Origin of the sequence: Aurantiacibacter aquimixticola (genome assembly GCF_003605475.1) — a bacterium.
In the GTDB taxonomy this organism is placed as follows: domain Bacteria; phylum Pseudomonadota; class Alphaproteobacteria; order Sphingomonadales; family Sphingomonadaceae; genus Alteraurantiacibacter; species Alteraurantiacibacter aquimixticola_B.
Window position 1 is genome coordinate 2,381,434 of the sequence record NZ_RAHX01000001.1, and the last position, 14,923, is coordinate 2,396,356.

Here is a 14,923-nt window from a genome sequence, read left to right on the forward strand (position 1 = left end):
CTCGCTAGACGGCCTTCGCTTTGCTGCGGCCCCGCTGCGGGCGGGCAGTCGCCCTTGCGGTTGCTGCGCATTCGTCGGGTCTAACGATGGTTAATCCCATTGCGCTGATCGATTACGGCGCAGGCAACCTTCATTCGGTTCACAACGCGCTGAAGGCGGTGGGTGCTTCGCCCGCGATTACCGCAGACCCGGACATGGTCGCCAAGGCCGAGCGGATCGTGATGCCCGGTGTCGGCTCCTTTCGCGCCTGCCGTGACGGGCTGATCGGCATTCCCGGCATGGTCGAGGCGCTCGAGCAGCGCGTGCTGCGCGACGGCGCACCCTTCCTCGGCATCTGCGTCGGCATGCAATTGCTCGCCACGCGCGGGCTGGAGCATGGCGAGACGCTTGGACTGGACTGGATCGGCGGCGAGGTGCGGAAGATAGAGCGCACCGATCCCGCCATCCGCGTGCCGCATATGGGCTGGAACGATGTCGCGCTCACACCGCATCACGGCGATCACCCGCTGGTGGAGGAGGGCGAGGCCTACTATCTCCATTCCTATCATTTCGTGCCCGATGAAGGCCGCGATGTCGCCGCCATGACCGATCACGGCGGCGGCCTCGTCGCGGCGGTCGCGCGGGACAATATCGCGGGTGTGCAATTCCACCCTGAAAAGAGCCAGGCCTTCGGGCTGGGCCTATTGCGACGTTTTCTGGAGTGGAAGCCGTGATCGTATTTCCCGCAATCGACCTCAAGGGCGGCGAAGTCGTGCGGCTTGCCGAAGGCGATATGGATCGTGCCACCGTTTATGGCGACGATCCCGCCGCGCAGGCCATGCTGTTTGCGGAGGCGGGGGCGCAGCATCTCCATGTGGTCGATCTGGACGGCGCGTTCGCGGGCGAGAGCCGCAACCGGGCGGCGGTAGAAGAGATCGTCGAGCGGTTTCCGGGCTACGTCCAGCTGGGCGGCGGCATCCGTGATGCGGCTGCGGTCGAAGGCTGGTTCAATCTCGGCGTCGCTCGGCTGGTGATCGGCTCTGCGGCGCTGAAGGACCCGCAATTCGTGAAGGACATGGCCAAGGCGTGGGAAGGCGGCATCGTCGTCGCGGTCGACGCGCGGGACGGCATGGTCGCCACCGAAGGCTGGGCCGAGGTGTCGGACGTGCCAGTGGAGGATATGGCCCGCCGGTTCGAGGATGCGGGTGTGGCAAGCCTGCTCTTCACCGATATCGGGCGCGACGGGCTGCTGAAAGGGTGCAATGTCGATGCAACGGTGGAGCTGGCGCGCAGCGTCGATATCCCGGTGATCGCCAGCGGCGGCGTGAAGGGGTTGGACGACATCCACATGCTGGCGCTGCAGGCCGACCAGGGCATCGAGGGCGTCATCACCGGCCGCGCGCTGTACGAAGGACGACTGGACCTGGCGACCGCGATCGCGATGGCAAACCGGTGACAATTGCCGATGCAGGCATTCTGGCGAGCGTCGTCATCATCGCGGTGGTTGTCGTCGATTGGCGGCGCGGTGTCACGGGCATCGGCAAGGCGCGGCTGACGAAGGAGCGCTCGCCGGACAAATTCTGGTATGCACTGGTGCTGTACATCAACATGGCGATTTTCCTGTTTTATGCCTCGGGGCAGCTGATGGCCGATGAAGCGCCTGTCGAAGCCGAAGCGCAGCGTGAGATGACCAAGGCATGAGCGGCTCGCTGCGTGCCTATGCCATGCCTGCGCTCGCTGGGGCGCTGATCGCCTTTCTTGTTCGGCTGATCTTCGGCGATCTGCAGATCGCGCTGATCGGAATGGTTGTATACACGGTCGTTCTCGGCGTGCTGGTGGTGCTAGCCAAGGCCTTGAAGTGGCAGGAGGCACCGCTCGCCTATGCCGCGATTTCCGCCATCGCCGTCACCGTCGCCTTCTTGCTGAGCCATTCGTCATGACCGTTCGCATCCGTGTCATCCCTTGCCTCGACGTTGCCGATGGGCGCGTGGTCAAGGGTGTCAATTTCGTCGATCTGAAGGATGCCGGCGATCCCGTCGAACAGGCGCAAGCCTATAGCGAGGCGGGCGCGGACGAGCTGTGCTTTCTCGACATTTCCGCAAGCCATGAAGGGCGCGGCACGCTGCTCGACATGGTTCGGCGGACGGCGGAGGTGTGCTTCATGCCGCTGACGGTGGGCGGCGGCGTGTCCAGCGTGGAGGATGCGCGCGCACTGCTGCTTGCCGGAGCTGACAAGGTCGCGGTCAATTCCGCAGCCGTTCGCCGTCCGGAAATCATGGCGGACATCGCCGACCGGATGGGCAGCCAGTGCGCTGTCGCGAGCGTGGACGCGCGGCGCGTGACCGATGGACGCTGGGAAATCTTTACCCATGGCGGACGCCGTGAAACCGGCATCGACGCGGTCGAGCATGCGGTTAGACTGGCTGAATTGGGCGCGGGCGAACTGCTCGTCACCAGCATGGATGGCGACGGGACGCAGGCGGGCTACGATCTCGAATTGACGCGCGCCATCGCCGATGCCGTAAGTGTCCCGGTGGTCGCCAGCGGCGGGGTCGGCACGCTGCATCACCTGGTGGACGGGGTTACGAAGGGCGGGGCGAGCGCGGTGCTGGCCGCCAGCATCTTCCATTTCGGCAGACACACCGTGGCGGAGGCACACGCTGCTTTGCGCGCAGCCGGATTGCCCGCGCGCGGCACCTGATCGGTCCCGCGCTGGGACAGCGGCGCGGCCGCGCTTGTGTGCACCTGCGAAAAGGCGGAGCGTCGCTTCCGTGTCCTTCGCCATCCTCACCGCCGCGCAAGTGCCCGAGGCATCCAGCCTGACGCTCTTCGCGCTGGGTGTCATCGGTGTGATCGTCGGGCGCGCGCTGGCTGGCCGCCGGTCCGATAGCGACGACTGAGCGCAAGCGCGCTTGACGCCGCGCGGCGGCTTCGGCCATTGCGGCCCGCGATGGACACGCTCTCCCGCCTTGAACAAACGATCGCCGCGCGCCGCGATGCATCGCCGAATACTAGCTATGTCGCGAAGCTCCAAGCCGCGGGCCTTCCGCAAATCGCGCAGAAGCTCGGCGAGGAAGCGACCGAGACCGTGATAGCGGCGCTTTCCGGCAGCCGGGAGGAGTTGACCAGAGAGGCGGCCGACCTGCTTTTCCACCTGCTCGTCCTGCTGGGCGCGAAGGACGTGACCCTGGCCGACGTGCTGGCGGAACTGGACCGGCGCGAAGGCGTCTCCGGTCTGGACGAAAAAGCCGCCCGTAATCCCCAAGGAATTGCCGAATGAGTGTCGACCCGACCAAACCTTATGACAGCGAGAACATCTTCGCGAAGATCCTGCGCGGCGAGATGCCGTGCAACAAGGTCTATGAGGACGACCACGCGCTCGCCTTTCACGACATCAATCCGCAGGCGCCGGTGCATATTCTGGTCATTCCCAAGGGCGAATATGTCAGCTGGGACGATTTCAGCGCCAAGGCATCCGATGCGGAAATGGCGGGCTATGTCCGCGCCATCGGTCATGTTGCACGCGAGCAGGGGCTGGTGGTGCGCGGCTTCCGGCTGCTGAGCAATGTCGGGCGCAATGGCGGGCAGGAAGTGCCGCATCTGCACGTCCACCTCTTCGGCGGAGGGCCGCTGGGGCCGATGCTGGCGCAGTAGGTCGTGAAAGCGACTCGCTTCGCCGCACAAGACTCTTTCCGCCGCCACCCGCCCACTGTAAGCGGCGGTTCATCGATGGACGCTCAGCTAAAACCACCCTCCGGCAAAATCGAAGGGTCGCGGCACCTTTATCCGGTGCGCGTCTTTTTCGAGGATACCGATCTGTCGGGCATCGCCTATCACGCCAATTACCTGAAATGGTGCGAGCGTGCCCGCAGCGATATTTTGCGGCTTCTCGGCATAGATCAACGCGCCGCCTTCGAAGGCGGGGAAGGCGTCTATGCCGTTTCCGAAGCGAATATCAAATGGCGTCGCCCGGCCAAGATGGACGATGTGCTGACGGTCGAAACCACCTGCTCCGCCGTACGCGCGGCGAGCGCTCATATGCACCAGACGATCCGGCGCGGCGAAGAAACGTTGGCCGAGGTCGATATCGTCGCCGCCTTTCTCTCCCCCGACGGTCGCCCGAAGCGCCAGCCTGCCGAATGGCGCGAAGCGTTCGATACCTTTGTGACGAAAGACCCTGAATGACCGGACCCCACCTGTTCCTCGCCGCAGCGGTAGCGCCTACTAGGCTCGACCCGATCGAGCTGTTCCTGCAGGCCGATATCGTCGTGCAGCTGGTGATCGTCGGGCTGGTGCTCGCGTCGATCTGGGTCTGGGCGATCATTTTCGGCTTCGGCGTCCGGATGAGCCGGCTTCGCAGCAAGAGCGCGGCGTTCGAGGACGAATTCTGGTCCAACAGCGATGTCGATGGACTGCTCGATGCGCGCCGCCGGAAGGACAACCCCTCCGCCCGCGTCGCTGCCGCCGGCATTCAGGAATTCCGCAGCAGTCACAAAGCGGGACTCAAGGATCCAGAAGCGGCCCGCGCCCGCGTCGCACAAGCGATGGATGGGCAGGTCGCGCTGGAGGCGGACACGCTCGCCAAGCGGTTGGGCTTTCTCGCCACCGTCGGTTCGGTCGCGCCGTTCGTGGGCCTGTTCGGCACGGTGTGGGGCATCATGAACAGCTTCTTCCAGATCGGCCTGCAGCAGAATTCTTCCCTCGCCGTGGTCGCGCCGGGCATTGCGGAAGCGCTGTTCGCCACCGCCATCGGCCTGTTCGCCGCCATCCCGGCGGTAATTGCCTACAACCGGCTGTCCGGTAAGGTGAACGCATTCGAGGCCGGGCTCGGGCTGTTTGCCGACAAGGTCCACGCGCAGATCAGCCGCGAGATGGAGAGCGTCTAGGTGGCGATGAATCTCGCCTCGTCGGGCGCGCGCCGAGGTCGCCGCGCTTCGCGCCGCGCGCCGATGGCGGAAATCAACGTCACGCCGTTCGTGGACGTGATGCTGGTGCTGCTCATCATCTTCATGGTCACCGCGCCGCTGCTGGCGAGCGGAGTGCCGGTGGACTTGCCGGAAAGCCGCGCCGACCCGCTCGATCAGGAACCGGACCAGATCACTGTCGCGATAGACCGCGAGGGCTTCGTCTATGTCGACGATACGCGGATAGAGCGCGGCGCGCTGCCTCAGGCGCTCGAATCTTTGGCCGGGCCGGAAGGCGCCCAGCGGCCAAGCGTGAACCTGCGTGCCGACCGGAATATCGACTGGGGCAGGGCGATGGCCGTGATGGGTGAACTGAACCGAGCGGGCTTCAGCCAGATATCACTGGTCACCACCGGTTCAGCCGAAGCGCCATAGCCCGGCCCGTTACGATGGCAGCACTCGCCACTCTCTCCACGGAAGAACGCGTCGGCATCGGCGCCGCGGTGATCGCGCATCTTGCGCTGGCGGCGGCGCTGGCTTGGCACGCGACGCGGGACATGGAGCCCGTCGCCCCTGTGGAGCGCGTCGAGGTAAGCCTCGCCACCGAGGTCAGCCTCGAATCCACTGCGCCCGACCCATCGGCGGAACCGGCTGCCAGTTTCGCGCCGGTGGTGACGGACCTGCCGTCACCGCCCGAGCAAAATATCGTATCGCCGCCCGTGCAGCCGCGTGTCGAGCGCCCCGTAGAACCCCGTCCTGACCCGCGGCCCACGGCCCGTTCAACCGCGCGCCCGACACCAGCGCCATCGCCCAGCAGCCGCGCCAGCGCGCGCCCGACGCCTGCACCTTCGCCGACGGCCAGCCGCCGTGCGGGTGGCAGCAGGCTGGGATCGGACTTCCTCGATGGATCGAGCACGGCTGACGGCAATCGCGGCCAGCCTGCGGCGACCTTCGGCGCGTCCGAGCGTGCTGCCCTCAACAGCGCCGTTACCCGGCAGCTGCGCCCGCATTGGAGCGCGCCCTCCGGCGTCGACGTCGACTTGCTTGTGACGGTCGTGTCGTGGCGGCTCAATCGTGACGGTTCGCTTTCCGGTTCTCCGCGCTGCGTCACACAGAGCGGGATCAACGATTCCAACCGCCCGCAGGCCGATCTGCACTGCGAACGCGCGCGCCGCGCGGTTCAGCTTGCCGCGCCTTTCAACCTGCCGGAACAATTCTACAGTCGCTGGGACGATCTCCAGTGGACTTTCGACCGAAGGCTTTAGACTCATGAAAACTTCCCTTTTCGCCATCGTCATCGCCGCGCTGCTGCCGTTATCGGCTGCCGCGCAGGACAGCGATCTCGATCCGAGCGCCGCAGGCTCCGGCCCCCAGGCGACCGAGACCGTATTTCAGGATGGGCAGGACGAAGGTCCGCTGACCGGCACCGTCACCGATGACAGCGCGTGGCAGGACACGGGCATCGCCATCGCGTCCTTCGCCACCAATCGCGACGTGCCGACGCCCGCCAATGCGAGCGGCACCGAGGCGCTCGGGCTGGAGCTGGCGCGTGTCGTTTACAACGATCTGCGCTTCAACGGTCTGTTTCGCCCGGTCGGCCCCGATGCCTTGCCGGAGCCGAGCTACGCCCAGATCACCGCGCCCGCCTGGAACACCTGGCGTGGGCGCAGCGCCGAAATGCTTGTCCACGGCTTCGTGCGCGCCAATGACGATGGCCGACTGACGGTCGGCTGCTATCTCTACGATGTCGCCTTGCAGAGCGAACTGGTGCGCGAAGGCTGGGTGGTCGCGCCGTCCGACTGGCGCCGGGCCGCGCATCGCTGCGCCGATCTCGTCTATTCGCGCCTGTCCGGCGAAAGCCCGTTCTTCGACAGCCGCATCGCCTATATCGCCGAGACCGGGCCGAAGGATAACCGCGTCAAGCGGCTTGCCATCATGGATAGCGACGGGGCGAACCATCGCTTCATCACCAATGGCCAGTCGACCGCGCTGACGCCGCGCTATTCGCCCGATTATTCGCGCATCGCCTATCTCAGCTATGTCGACGGCAATCCGCGCATCTACGTCTATCACATCGACAGCGGCCGCCAGACGCTGGTGACCGAAAGCGCCAATGCGACCTTCGCCCCGCGCTGGAGCCCGGATGGTCGCTACATCCTTTATTCGATGGCGGTTGGCGGCAACACCGACATCTACCGCGTCTCCGCGGCGGGCGGCGGCAGGCCGGAGCGCCTGACCGACAGCCCCAGTATCGAGGTCGGCGGCAGTTATTCGCCCGATGGCCGGCAGATCGTTTATGAAAGCGACGCTTCGGGCTCGCAGCAATGCTATGTGATGAACGCGGACGGTTCCGGCCAGCGGCGCATCAGCTTCTTCGGCGGGCGCTGCGCCACGCCCGAATGGTCTCCGCGCGGAGACCAAATCGCCTTCACCCGCATTGCAGGCGATTTCAACATCGCGGTGATGACTCCGCAGGGCCGCAATATGCGCGTCCTCACCAATGCATGGCATGACGAGGCGCCGACATGGGCACCCAATGGCCGCATCATCCAGTTTTTCCGTACCGAGCGCGGCTCGGGCGACACGGCGCTCTATCAGGTGGACCTCACCGGAGAGAACGAACGTCGCCTGCGCACGCCGGTCGGTGCGTCGGATCCGGCCTGGGGACCGGTCCTGCCATAAATACGTTTACTCCCCGCAACGGGTCGCAAACCTGAAAGAGTACCCGAGTTTAAAGGTTCAAGGAGAGCCAGACAATGAATCGCTTCGTGATCGCCCTCACCGTCTCCAGCGCGCTGGCGCTCGGCGCCTGCAAGAAGGAACCGCCCGAGACGACCCCGCCGCCGCCCGCTGACACGGTGAATACGCCGACCACGGCCACTGCGCTGCCTCCGACCGGAGCGGCATTGCCGGGATCGCAGGGCCACTTCGCCAACGCCATGATGGGTGCGGACACGATCTATTTCGACACCGATCGCTACAACATCGATGGCGAGGATGCTGCCGCGCTGCGTCGTCAGGCCGAATACATGCTGCAATATACCGATGCCCGCGCCACCGTGCAGGGCCATGCGGACGAACGCGGCACGCGCGATTACAACCTTGCGCTGGGCGAGCGGCGCGCGAATTCGGCGAAGAACTACCTCGTTAGCCTGGGCGTACCCGAAGGCCGCCTCAGCACGATCAGCTATGGCGAGGAACGCCCGCAGGCGACCGGCTCCAACGAAAGCGCGTGGGCGCGCAATCGCCGCAGCGTGACGGTGATGATTACTCGCTGATCCAGTCGGGCAGCGCGACATCGAAAGCGGGCGCGGCGATTTCCATCGTCGCGCTCTGCTCGTTCGTGGCGCTGGAAACGGCAACCGGCACTTGTGGCGTCAGCAGCGCAAAGGCCGCCATCGCGAAGATGGACGCGCTTGCGGAAATGGCCAATTGCTTGCTCACGAAAGATCCTGCCGAAATACTATGCGCGCCACATGATCATGCGCGCCGATATTGCAACGCAGCGAATGCCAAAAGGTTGTGACCAATCGATGAAGGGCGATTGCCGCACGATCACGGTTCACGCGCACCTTTCCTGTCTCTATATGCACTCATGATGCACTTTCCCGGACCCTCCTGCTGATGGCTCGTTCCAACGATTGGGGCTTCCCGCGCTGGCGTGGGTATGAGGACAGCCGCGAGGCGGCGACCGTGCGCCTGTGCGATCGGCATGGCTGTGACGAGAAGGGCGATTGCCCCGCCCCCAAAAGTCCGAACAGCCCGGATCGCTGGTATTTCTGCCAGCGGCATGCGGCCGAATATAACAAGGGCTGGGACTATTTTCAGGGCCTCGACAAGGAAGAGGCGGCAAAGCGCGCGAAGAGCGAACAGGCCGAAAGCGCAGGCTATGCAGAAGCGCAGCATTACGGCTGGAGCGGCAGCGGAGACGGCTCTCGCAGCGCCGACGAAATGCGCGCGCTCGATGTGCTGGAGCTCGAAGCGGACGCCGATTTCCAGGCGATCAAGCGCGAATATCGCGCGCGGGCGAAGAAGGTGCATCCCGACGTGAAGCCCGGCGATGCCGAGGCGGCGGAAGAATTTCAGAAGCTGCAGCTATCCTACGAAGTGCTGAAGGCCGCCGAGGAACGGCGCGAATGGAAGGGCTGACGCCAGTTGGCTAGACCGCCCCGGCCAAATCGCGGCGGCGCTTTCGAAAAATGGACCGTGCGGCTGGTATTGCCAGCTCTTCTCCTCGCACTCATGGCTGCAATCTTCGGCGTGACAGGCACGCGTCTGCTCGATTGGCGCGCGTGGTTCGATGGTCCGGAGCGCGGAACGTGGCGGGCGAAGACGCTCGACGGCGTCGATGTGCGCGAGCGGCGAATGTGGGTAGTGATCGAAGATGGCGAAATCGTCGCCGGGCGCGACGGCTGCAATTACTGGGGGTGGGAAACCGAACCGGACCCTGCCACCGGTGAACGGGGCATCATCTCAACCCTCGCAGCTTGTGGGCCGGAGCCGGGCGACGAGGCCTATGGTGCCTTAAGCTTCGGCACGCCGGAAATGCAGCTCAGGCCGGCGGACCATCTTGTGCTGCGAGCGATGGGCCATGAGGGCATTTTCATCCGCTGGACCGACGAGATGGAAGAGGCCGAACATGCGGCCGATGAGCGCGAGATGGAGCGGCAGCGTGCGCTCCAGCCTAAAGTCCGATCGCCCGTCTACCCCGCCGCACCGCCCGGACCGCCAACGGCCAGGCCCCCTCCGCCGCCACCCGCGCCAGCAGCTTCACCGCCACCCGCCGATTAGGTAGTTACCCCTAACGCCGCGCCAGCGCGATCTTACGCATCCCTGCCCTAGTCCATTCCGCCAGATGGAGGCGCGCGTGGCGGCTGTTTATACGAATACGATACAGGGTCAGGCAGAGGCGCGGCTGTCTGTCCCGGCGCAAGCCGGCATCGTTGTCGGCGTCGCGCTCGGCTTCGGTCTCCTCGCCAGTTTCGGCATTGCCTTTACCCGCGAAGCTGGGCGCATCGCAGCTGTCTGGCTGCCCAATGCCCTGTTGCTGGTCGCTCTCCTGCGCGCTCCGAAAACGCTGCTGCCGTGGCTGCTCGTCGCGGCATTCGGCGCAAATATCGCGGCCAATCTGCATGCGGGCGATGTGCCGTCGGTCGCGCTCGGCCTCTCGCTCGCCAACCAGATCGAAATCCTCAGCGTCCTCGCTCTGCTGCATCGGCTCAAATGCCTGCCGCTCGATTTCGAGGATCATCGCCATATCCTGACCTTCGCGCTCGTTGCCGTGGCAGGCGCCGCGATTTCGGGCTTGGCCGCTATTGCTGTTCTCCAGCCCGGCACTTGGGAACTGACGCTGGCCAAATGGTGGAAATGGACACGCTCGGATGCGCTCGGCCTACTGCTCTTCGTCCCGGCCTGCGCCATCCTCCTCGATGGGTGGAACCGGCGACACGATCTCACCCGCCGCAAATTTGCAGAGGCGCTCGGCATCATTGCCATCGGCACGTCGATCAGCGTCTACACCTTCTGGCAGACCAGCTATCCCTTCCTCTTCCTCGATGCGCCGGTGGTGATCCTCTACGCGCTGCGCCTCGGCCCGGTCGGCAATGCCATCGCCATCGTCAACCTGGCCGTCGTGGCAACCGTCGCCACCAGCGTCGGGCGAGGGCCGATCAACCTGATGGATGCGCCGCTAGGCGAGAAGATCATGGTTCTGCAGGTATTCCTTGTCGCCAGTTTCGCCGTCGGACTGCCCATCGCCGCCCTGTTGCGCCAGCGCCTGCGACTGATGGAGGCCAAGGCGCGTTTTCTGGCCCAGATGAGCCACGAAATCCGCACGCCGATGAATGGGGTGATCGGCTTCGCGGACCTGCTCGCGCAGACGCCCCTTACCGAAGCGCAGCGCAAATATGTCGACCGGATCAGCGAAAGCGGCGAAGCGATGACGGCGCTGCTGAGCGATATTCTGGACTTCGCCCGGCTCGAAGCGGGGGAATTGCGATTACACAAGGGCAGGGTTGACCTTCACGGACTGGCCGACACCGCCGTCGAGAATTTCCGAGTCACGGCAGACGAAAAGGGCATCGCGCTGACCTGCCGGATCGCGGAGAATGTGCCGCGCTGGATCGAGGCGGACCCGCTGCGGCTGCGTCAGATCTTCCTCAACCTTGTCGGCAATGCGGTAAAGTTCACCGATCGCGGCAAGGTTTGCCTGTACCTCTCACGCGAAGACGATCAGCTAAGCATCGAGGTGGTCGACAGCGGCATCGGCATTCCCGAGGCGGATCTGCCGCGCATCTTCAGCCAGTTCGAGCAGGTCGAAGGCGGGACGAACCGGCGGTTCGGCGGTTCCGGTCTTGGCCTGGCGATCGTTGCAGAATTGGCGCGGGCGATGGGCGGACGGGTCAGCGTGTCCTCGCATGAGGGTGAAGGGTCGCATTTCAGCGTGCGGGTGCCTCTCACGGCTTCGACGCAAAGCCGGGATCAGGTTCGGGTGGAAGATCAACCGTCCCGCGCGACCCGGCATCATGCGCAATCGGCGGACCGGCCGGGTGCGGATAAGGTCCGCACGCCCGACCTCGCCAAGCTACGCTAACAGCGTTCAGTCGCCGATGAAGCTGCCGACATAGCGGCGATCGTCGTCATCGTCGCTGGTGTCGTCGGGATCGTTGTCCGCCGTGGCACCGAAAATGATGAAGATCTCTTCGCGCTCATCCCCGGCGAGCGATCCGGCATATTGCCAGTTCAGATCGTTATCGGTGTCGTCGCACGTCCCGGCGAAGGTTCCGTCGGCCGCAACGGTCGTGTCGAGATCGCAGCGCGCGGCCTCGGTCGCGGTGCCGCTCGTATCGTCAAAGATCACGATGGTGCCGGAAATGGTGTCGGTGGCGCCGGGAGTGATCGTCACCGTGGTTTCGTTGCTGGAAATCGCATCCGACGCAGTCTCTCCCGGGTCGCCGCCGCGCACATCGACATCGCCCGTAAAGCTCAGCGTGGTGTCGATATCGGCATCGGTGGTGACAGGGCGGAAGAACAGCGAGACCCGGTTGCTTTGAAGCGTTCCGTCGACTTCGTCCCGCGTGAACGCCTGGTTAGAGCGTGTATAGAGCACCCGCATCACTTCACTGAAGGGCACGAACAGTTCGAGACCTTCATCGTCGCGCGAATAGGTGGCCTCGGCTTCCGGCATGGTCACGAAATTGACGACATCGTCCTGGTCGAAGGTCACCGCATCGCCGAGATCGGGAAATGTAAAGCTGACCGCCTGCGTTGCCGCCGTGTAGCTGATCGAGGCGCCGCCATTCACGCGCGCCGCGCTGCTGAAAACGGCGTCCATGTCGCCATCGGCCGTGAAATAAGCGTAGATATAATTCGCATTCCCGCTTGTCGCGGCGAAATCGCTGTCGAGATCGAATTCGTCGCCCGCCGTGGGCGGCGTAGGCGTCGGGGTTGGCGATTCCGTCGGTTCCGGATCGGGCGTTTCGTCATCGCCGCAGGAGGTGACCAGAAGGCCGCAGGCAGCGGCAGTGAAGAGAAGGCCGATTTTCCGGTTCACGATTTTTCCCGTCCAATTTTCGCGTGTCGTCACAGCGGCCTACGCCGCCTTTCCTTTCTCTTAGCTGTCCGGCGGGCCGCGGAGCAAGCGAGCATTTGCCCACATGCCCCGCACTCGCGTCGCACTGCTGAGCGAATGTCGATGGACGGTCTTGGTCCCGATCAGCGAGAGCCGATGAAGTTGCCGACGTAAATCACAGTCTGCCCCAGATCCTCGCCGCTGACGGCAAACAGGATGAGCACTTCCTGTCGATCCGGACCGGCCACACTACCGTAAACCGTCCCCGTATAGCCGCGGTGATCGATCTCTTGCGCAAAGCTGCCATTGGCGGAGATCGCTGTATCGAATGGAATACTTACGCTTCGCGGCGTTGTAATGCCCTGGGACTCGCTGATGCTGATCGTCGCGGCGATCCTGTCGTCGTCCGACGGCCTGCCTCCCGGTCGAAGTTGCAGGTTGACGGTCCGGGCCGAAAGACGCTGGGTGGAAAGGCGCGTGTCGCCGGGGACCCCGCCGCTGACCGACGTATCGCCTGCATAGGTGATCGTTTCGGCCAGGTCGGACTGCGTCGTCACGGGATTGAAGAAGAACGCGGTCCGCCGGGTTTCGACGATTCCGGCAGCGCCATTGCGGCTGGCATTCTCTTCACTCGTGTAACTCGCCCTCAAGACATGATCGAAGGGAATGTCCAGGACAGCACCGAAGTCCGTCCGACCGACGACAAGGCGTGTATCGCTCGTCGTTCCGAACGCTGTAGACGCGAATTGCACGGGCGAGGAAAGGTCGGGAAACGCCAGCGTCAGCCGCGCGGGCGAATATCGCAGGGAAACGGCGGTGACGCCGTCCACGCGCGTGGCCGTATCGAACCGTCGAATACCATCCGCCGCCGGGCGGAAGTTCGACACCGAGATGGCCGTGTTTTCGGATTCCGCTTCGAACCCCGCGCGCAGATCGAAATCGATGACCGATGTCGTGGGCGTCGGCGTCGGCGTGGGCGTTGCGATTACCCTCGATCCGGGTGTGTCGTCTCCACCGCACGCGGCGAGTGCCAGCGCGCAGGCTGCCACCGCAAGCCCACGAATTGCTCTGCCCAGCATGGTCACAGCGTTGCTCTTTCCCTTCTGCCGCTCACCCGTTAGACCGCTTCGAGCGCCTGTTCGAAATCGGCGATCAGGTCGTCCGCATCTTCGATACCGATGGAAATGCGCACGAGATTGTCGGTTATCCTCAGTTCGGTACGGCGTCCCTCGGCGACGGAGAGATGGGTCATGCTGGCCGGATGGCTGGCGAGCGTTTCCGTCCCGCCCAGGCTTACGGCGAGCTTCGCAACTTTCAGCGCATCGAGGAAGCGGAAGCACTCCGCCTCTCCGCCCTTGATGAAGACCGAGAACGTCGATCCGGCACCGAGGCAATGGCGATCGTAGATATCCTTCTGCCGCGCATCCTCGATCATGCCGAGATAGCCTAGCCCTTCGACCTTGGGATGCGCCTTGAGGAATTCGCAGACCTGCGCCGCATTCTCTCCCGCGCGCTGCATGCGCAGTTCCACCGTCTCCAGCGAGCGCAGGAGCATCCAAGCAGTGTGCGGATCGGCGATGCCGCCCATCGTGTTGCGAAGCGCGCGGATCGCATCGACCCACTTCTTGCCGCCCGAAACGCTGCCGGCGACGAGGTCCGAATGCCCGCCGACATATTTCGTGAGCGAATAGACGACGAGATCTGCGCCATGGTCCAACGGGCGCTGCCAGAGCGGGCCGAGAAAGGTGTTGTCGATAGCGATGGGGCAGCGGTCCGGATCGAAATGCGCGTCGCGCGCTTCCTTCACGGCCTCGATATCGACCAGCGCGTTGGTCGGATTGCCGGGACTCTCGAGATAGATCAGCGGCACTTCGCCGCCCTGTTCCTCGGCTTTCGCCTTGGCCTGTTTCATCACCTCGTCGAGCTCCTCGCGCGTCGCACCGGCAGGGAAAGCGATATAGGTGACGCCGTATTTCGCCATCACCTTGGCGACGAAGCCTTCGGACGCGGCATAGAGCGGGCCGGAATGCACGATAACATCGCCCGCATTGCACGCGGCCAGGATCAGCACGGCGATGGCAGTCATGCCGGAAGAGAAGCACAGCGCATCCTCCGCGCCGTCCCAGATCGCCAGCCTGTCTTCCAGAATTTCCTGGTTCGGCCCGTTGAAGCGCGAATAGACGAGGCCTTCCGCCCCGCCGGCGCGCTTGCCGGTGATGCCTTCGAAGTGGCGCTTGCCCGCCGCCGCATTCTCGAACGCAAATGTGCTGGTAAGGAAGATCGGAGCCTTCAGCGAGCCTTCGGAAAGCGCCGGATCGAAGCCATGCCCCATCATCAGCGTCGCGGGCTTCAATTCGCGGCCATTGATGGTGGTGACTTCGGGCTTGGGCTTGCGACGCGGGGTGGGCGTGTCGACGGCGTTGAGCGGATCGTTGTCGTGGTCGGCCATGGTGAGGCGTCCTTCCTAAAG

Annotated in this window: 21 protein-coding genes; 17 read left to right on the forward strand and 4 right to left on the reverse strand. The window is 64.5% G+C overall.

Going from position 1 to position 14,923, the window contains the following annotated elements:
• The first annotated feature begins 86 nt into the window (after positions 1 to 86).
• The 14 genes from hisH to pal all read left to right on the forward strand — a co-directional run bounded on the left by hisH (position 87) and on the right by pal (position 8,161).
• Positions 87 to 713: an imidazole glycerol phosphate synthase subunit HisH gene (gene hisH / locus D6201_RS11970; RefSeq protein ID WP_120048978.1), complete on the forward strand. Its 627-nt coding sequence runs from the start codon at positions 87 to 89 to the stop codon at positions 711 to 713.
• On the forward strand, positions 710 to 1,435 hold the full coding sequence (hisA, locus tag D6201_RS11975) for a 1-(5-phosphoribosyl)-5-[(5-phosphoribosylamino)methylideneamino]imidazole-4-carboxamide isomerase (RefSeq protein WP_120049397.1): 726 nt from the start codon (positions 710 to 712) through the stop codon (positions 1,433 to 1,435). Before hisH ends, hisA begins: the two co-directional genes overlap by 4 nt.
• Complete coding sequence (locus D6201_RS11980; RefSeq protein ID WP_120048979.1) at positions 1,432 to 1,680, forward strand: hypothetical protein; 249 nt, start codon at positions 1,432 to 1,434, stop codon at positions 1,678 to 1,680. Before hisA ends, D6201_RS11980 begins: the two co-directional genes overlap by 4 nt.
• Positions 1,677 to 1,919 carry a hypothetical protein gene (locus D6201_RS11985; protein ID WP_120048980.1) on the forward strand — a complete coding sequence of 81 codons (243 nt, stop codon included), beginning with the start codon at positions 1,677 to 1,679 and terminating at the stop codon, positions 1,917 to 1,919. The genes D6201_RS11980 and D6201_RS11985 overlap by 4 nt, the downstream gene beginning before the upstream one ends.
• Positions 1,916 to 2,680, forward strand: coding sequence for an imidazole glycerol phosphate synthase subunit HisF (hisF, locus tag D6201_RS11990; protein ID WP_120048981.1), 765 nt, complete (start codon positions 1,916 to 1,918; stop codon positions 2,678 to 2,680). Before D6201_RS11985 ends, hisF begins: the two co-directional genes overlap by 4 nt.
• Before the next feature lie 70 nt (positions 2,681 to 2,750).
• Complete coding sequence (locus tag D6201_RS12990; RefSeq protein ID WP_165853554.1) at positions 2,751 to 2,879, forward strand: PEP-CTERM sorting domain-containing protein; 129 nt, start codon at positions 2,751 to 2,753, stop codon at positions 2,877 to 2,879.
• Positions 2,880 to 2,929: 50 nt separating this feature from the next.
• The gene (locus tag D6201_RS12000; protein WP_120048983.1) at positions 2,930 to 3,259 is read left to right on the forward strand and encodes a phosphoribosyl-ATP diphosphatase; all 330 of its coding nucleotides are present in this window, start codon (positions 2,930 to 2,932) and stop codon (positions 3,257 to 3,259) included.
• Positions 3,256 to 3,633, forward strand: coding sequence for a histidine triad nucleotide-binding protein (locus tag D6201_RS12005; RefSeq protein WP_120048984.1), 378 nt, complete (start codon positions 3,256 to 3,258; stop codon positions 3,631 to 3,633). Before D6201_RS12000 ends, D6201_RS12005 begins: the two co-directional genes overlap by 4 nt.
• A gap of 75 nt (positions 3,634 to 3,708) precedes the next feature.
• A complete protein-coding gene (locus D6201_RS12010) occupies positions 3,709 to 4,164 on the forward strand; it encodes a YbgC/FadM family acyl-CoA thioesterase (RefSeq protein ID WP_120048985.1) in 456 nt (151 codons plus the stop codon).
• A complete protein-coding gene (gene tolQ, locus D6201_RS12015; protein ID WP_120048986.1) occupies positions 4,161 to 4,865 on the forward strand; it encodes a protein TolQ in 705 nt (234 codons plus the stop codon). Before D6201_RS12010 ends, tolQ begins: the two co-directional genes overlap by 4 nt.
• Positions 4,866 to 5,318, forward strand: coding sequence for an ExbD/TolR family protein (locus tag D6201_RS12020; RefSeq protein WP_120048987.1), 453 nt, complete (start codon positions 4,866 to 4,868; stop codon positions 5,316 to 5,318). It begins immediately after the preceding gene.
• A 14-nt stretch (positions 5,319 to 5,332) separates the two neighbouring features.
• Positions 5,333 to 6,148, forward strand: a complete 816-nt coding sequence (locus D6201_RS12025) for an energy transducer TonB (protein WP_120048988.1) — start codon at positions 5,333 to 5,335, stop codon at positions 6,146 to 6,148.
• Between the two features lie 4 nt (positions 6,149 to 6,152).
• Positions 6,153 to 7,565, forward strand: coding sequence for a Tol-Pal system beta propeller repeat protein TolB (gene tolB / locus D6201_RS12030; RefSeq protein WP_120048989.1), 1,413 nt, complete (start codon positions 6,153 to 6,155; stop codon positions 7,563 to 7,565).
• 74 nt (positions 7,566 to 7,639) lie between these two features.
• Positions 7,640 to 8,161: a peptidoglycan-associated lipoprotein Pal gene (pal, locus tag D6201_RS12035; RefSeq protein ID WP_120048990.1), complete on the forward strand. Its 522-nt coding sequence runs from the start codon at positions 7,640 to 7,642 to the stop codon at positions 8,159 to 8,161.
• Here the strand turns inward: pal and D6201_RS12995 are convergent.
• Positions 8,151 to 8,327: a hypothetical protein gene (locus tag D6201_RS12995; RefSeq protein WP_165853555.1), complete on the reverse strand. Its 177-nt coding sequence runs from the start codon at positions 8,325 to 8,327 to the stop codon at positions 8,151 to 8,153. The genes pal and D6201_RS12995 overlap by 11 nt on opposite strands.
• Before the next feature lie 180 nt (positions 8,328 to 8,507).
• On the opposite strand from D6201_RS12995, the gene D6201_RS12040 reads away from it, so the two are divergent.
• From D6201_RS12040 to D6201_RS12050, 3 genes are all read left to right on the forward strand, one after another.
• The gene (locus tag D6201_RS12040; protein ID WP_120048991.1) at positions 8,508 to 9,032 is read left to right on the forward strand and encodes a J domain-containing protein; all 525 of its coding nucleotides are present in this window, start codon (positions 8,508 to 8,510) and stop codon (positions 9,030 to 9,032) included.
• A 93-nt stretch (positions 9,033 to 9,125) separates the two neighbouring features.
• Positions 9,126 to 9,674 carry a hypothetical protein gene (locus D6201_RS12045; RefSeq protein ID WP_120048992.1) on the forward strand — a complete coding sequence of 183 codons (549 nt, stop codon included), beginning with the start codon at positions 9,126 to 9,128 and terminating at the stop codon, positions 9,672 to 9,674.
• Between the two features lie 76 nt (positions 9,675 to 9,750).
• A complete protein-coding gene (locus D6201_RS12050; protein ID WP_165853556.1) occupies positions 9,751 to 11,475 on the forward strand; it encodes a sensor histidine kinase in 1,725 nt (574 codons plus the stop codon).
• Positions 11,476 to 11,481: 6 nt separating this feature from the next.
• Here D6201_RS12050 and D6201_RS12055 read toward each other — a convergent pair whose 3' ends face one another.
• The 3 genes from D6201_RS12055 to D6201_RS12065 all read right to left on the reverse strand — a co-directional run bounded on the left by D6201_RS12055 (position 11,482) and on the right by D6201_RS12065 (position 14,902).
• A complete protein-coding gene (locus tag D6201_RS12055; RefSeq protein ID WP_133304014.1) occupies positions 11,482 to 12,435 on the reverse strand; it encodes a hypothetical protein in 954 nt (317 codons plus the stop codon).
• A 161-nt stretch (positions 12,436 to 12,596) separates the two neighbouring features.
• The gene (locus D6201_RS12060) at positions 12,597 to 13,538 is read right to left on the reverse strand and encodes a hypothetical protein (protein ID WP_133304015.1); all 942 of its coding nucleotides are present in this window, start codon (positions 13,536 to 13,538) and stop codon (positions 12,597 to 12,599) included.
• A 32-nt stretch (positions 13,539 to 13,570) separates the two neighbouring features.
• Positions 13,571 to 14,902: a cystathionine gamma-synthase family protein gene (locus D6201_RS12065; protein WP_120048996.1), complete on the reverse strand. Its 1,332-nt coding sequence runs from the start codon at positions 14,900 to 14,902 to the stop codon at positions 13,571 to 13,573.
• Positions 14,903 to 14,923 lie beyond the last annotated feature (21 nt).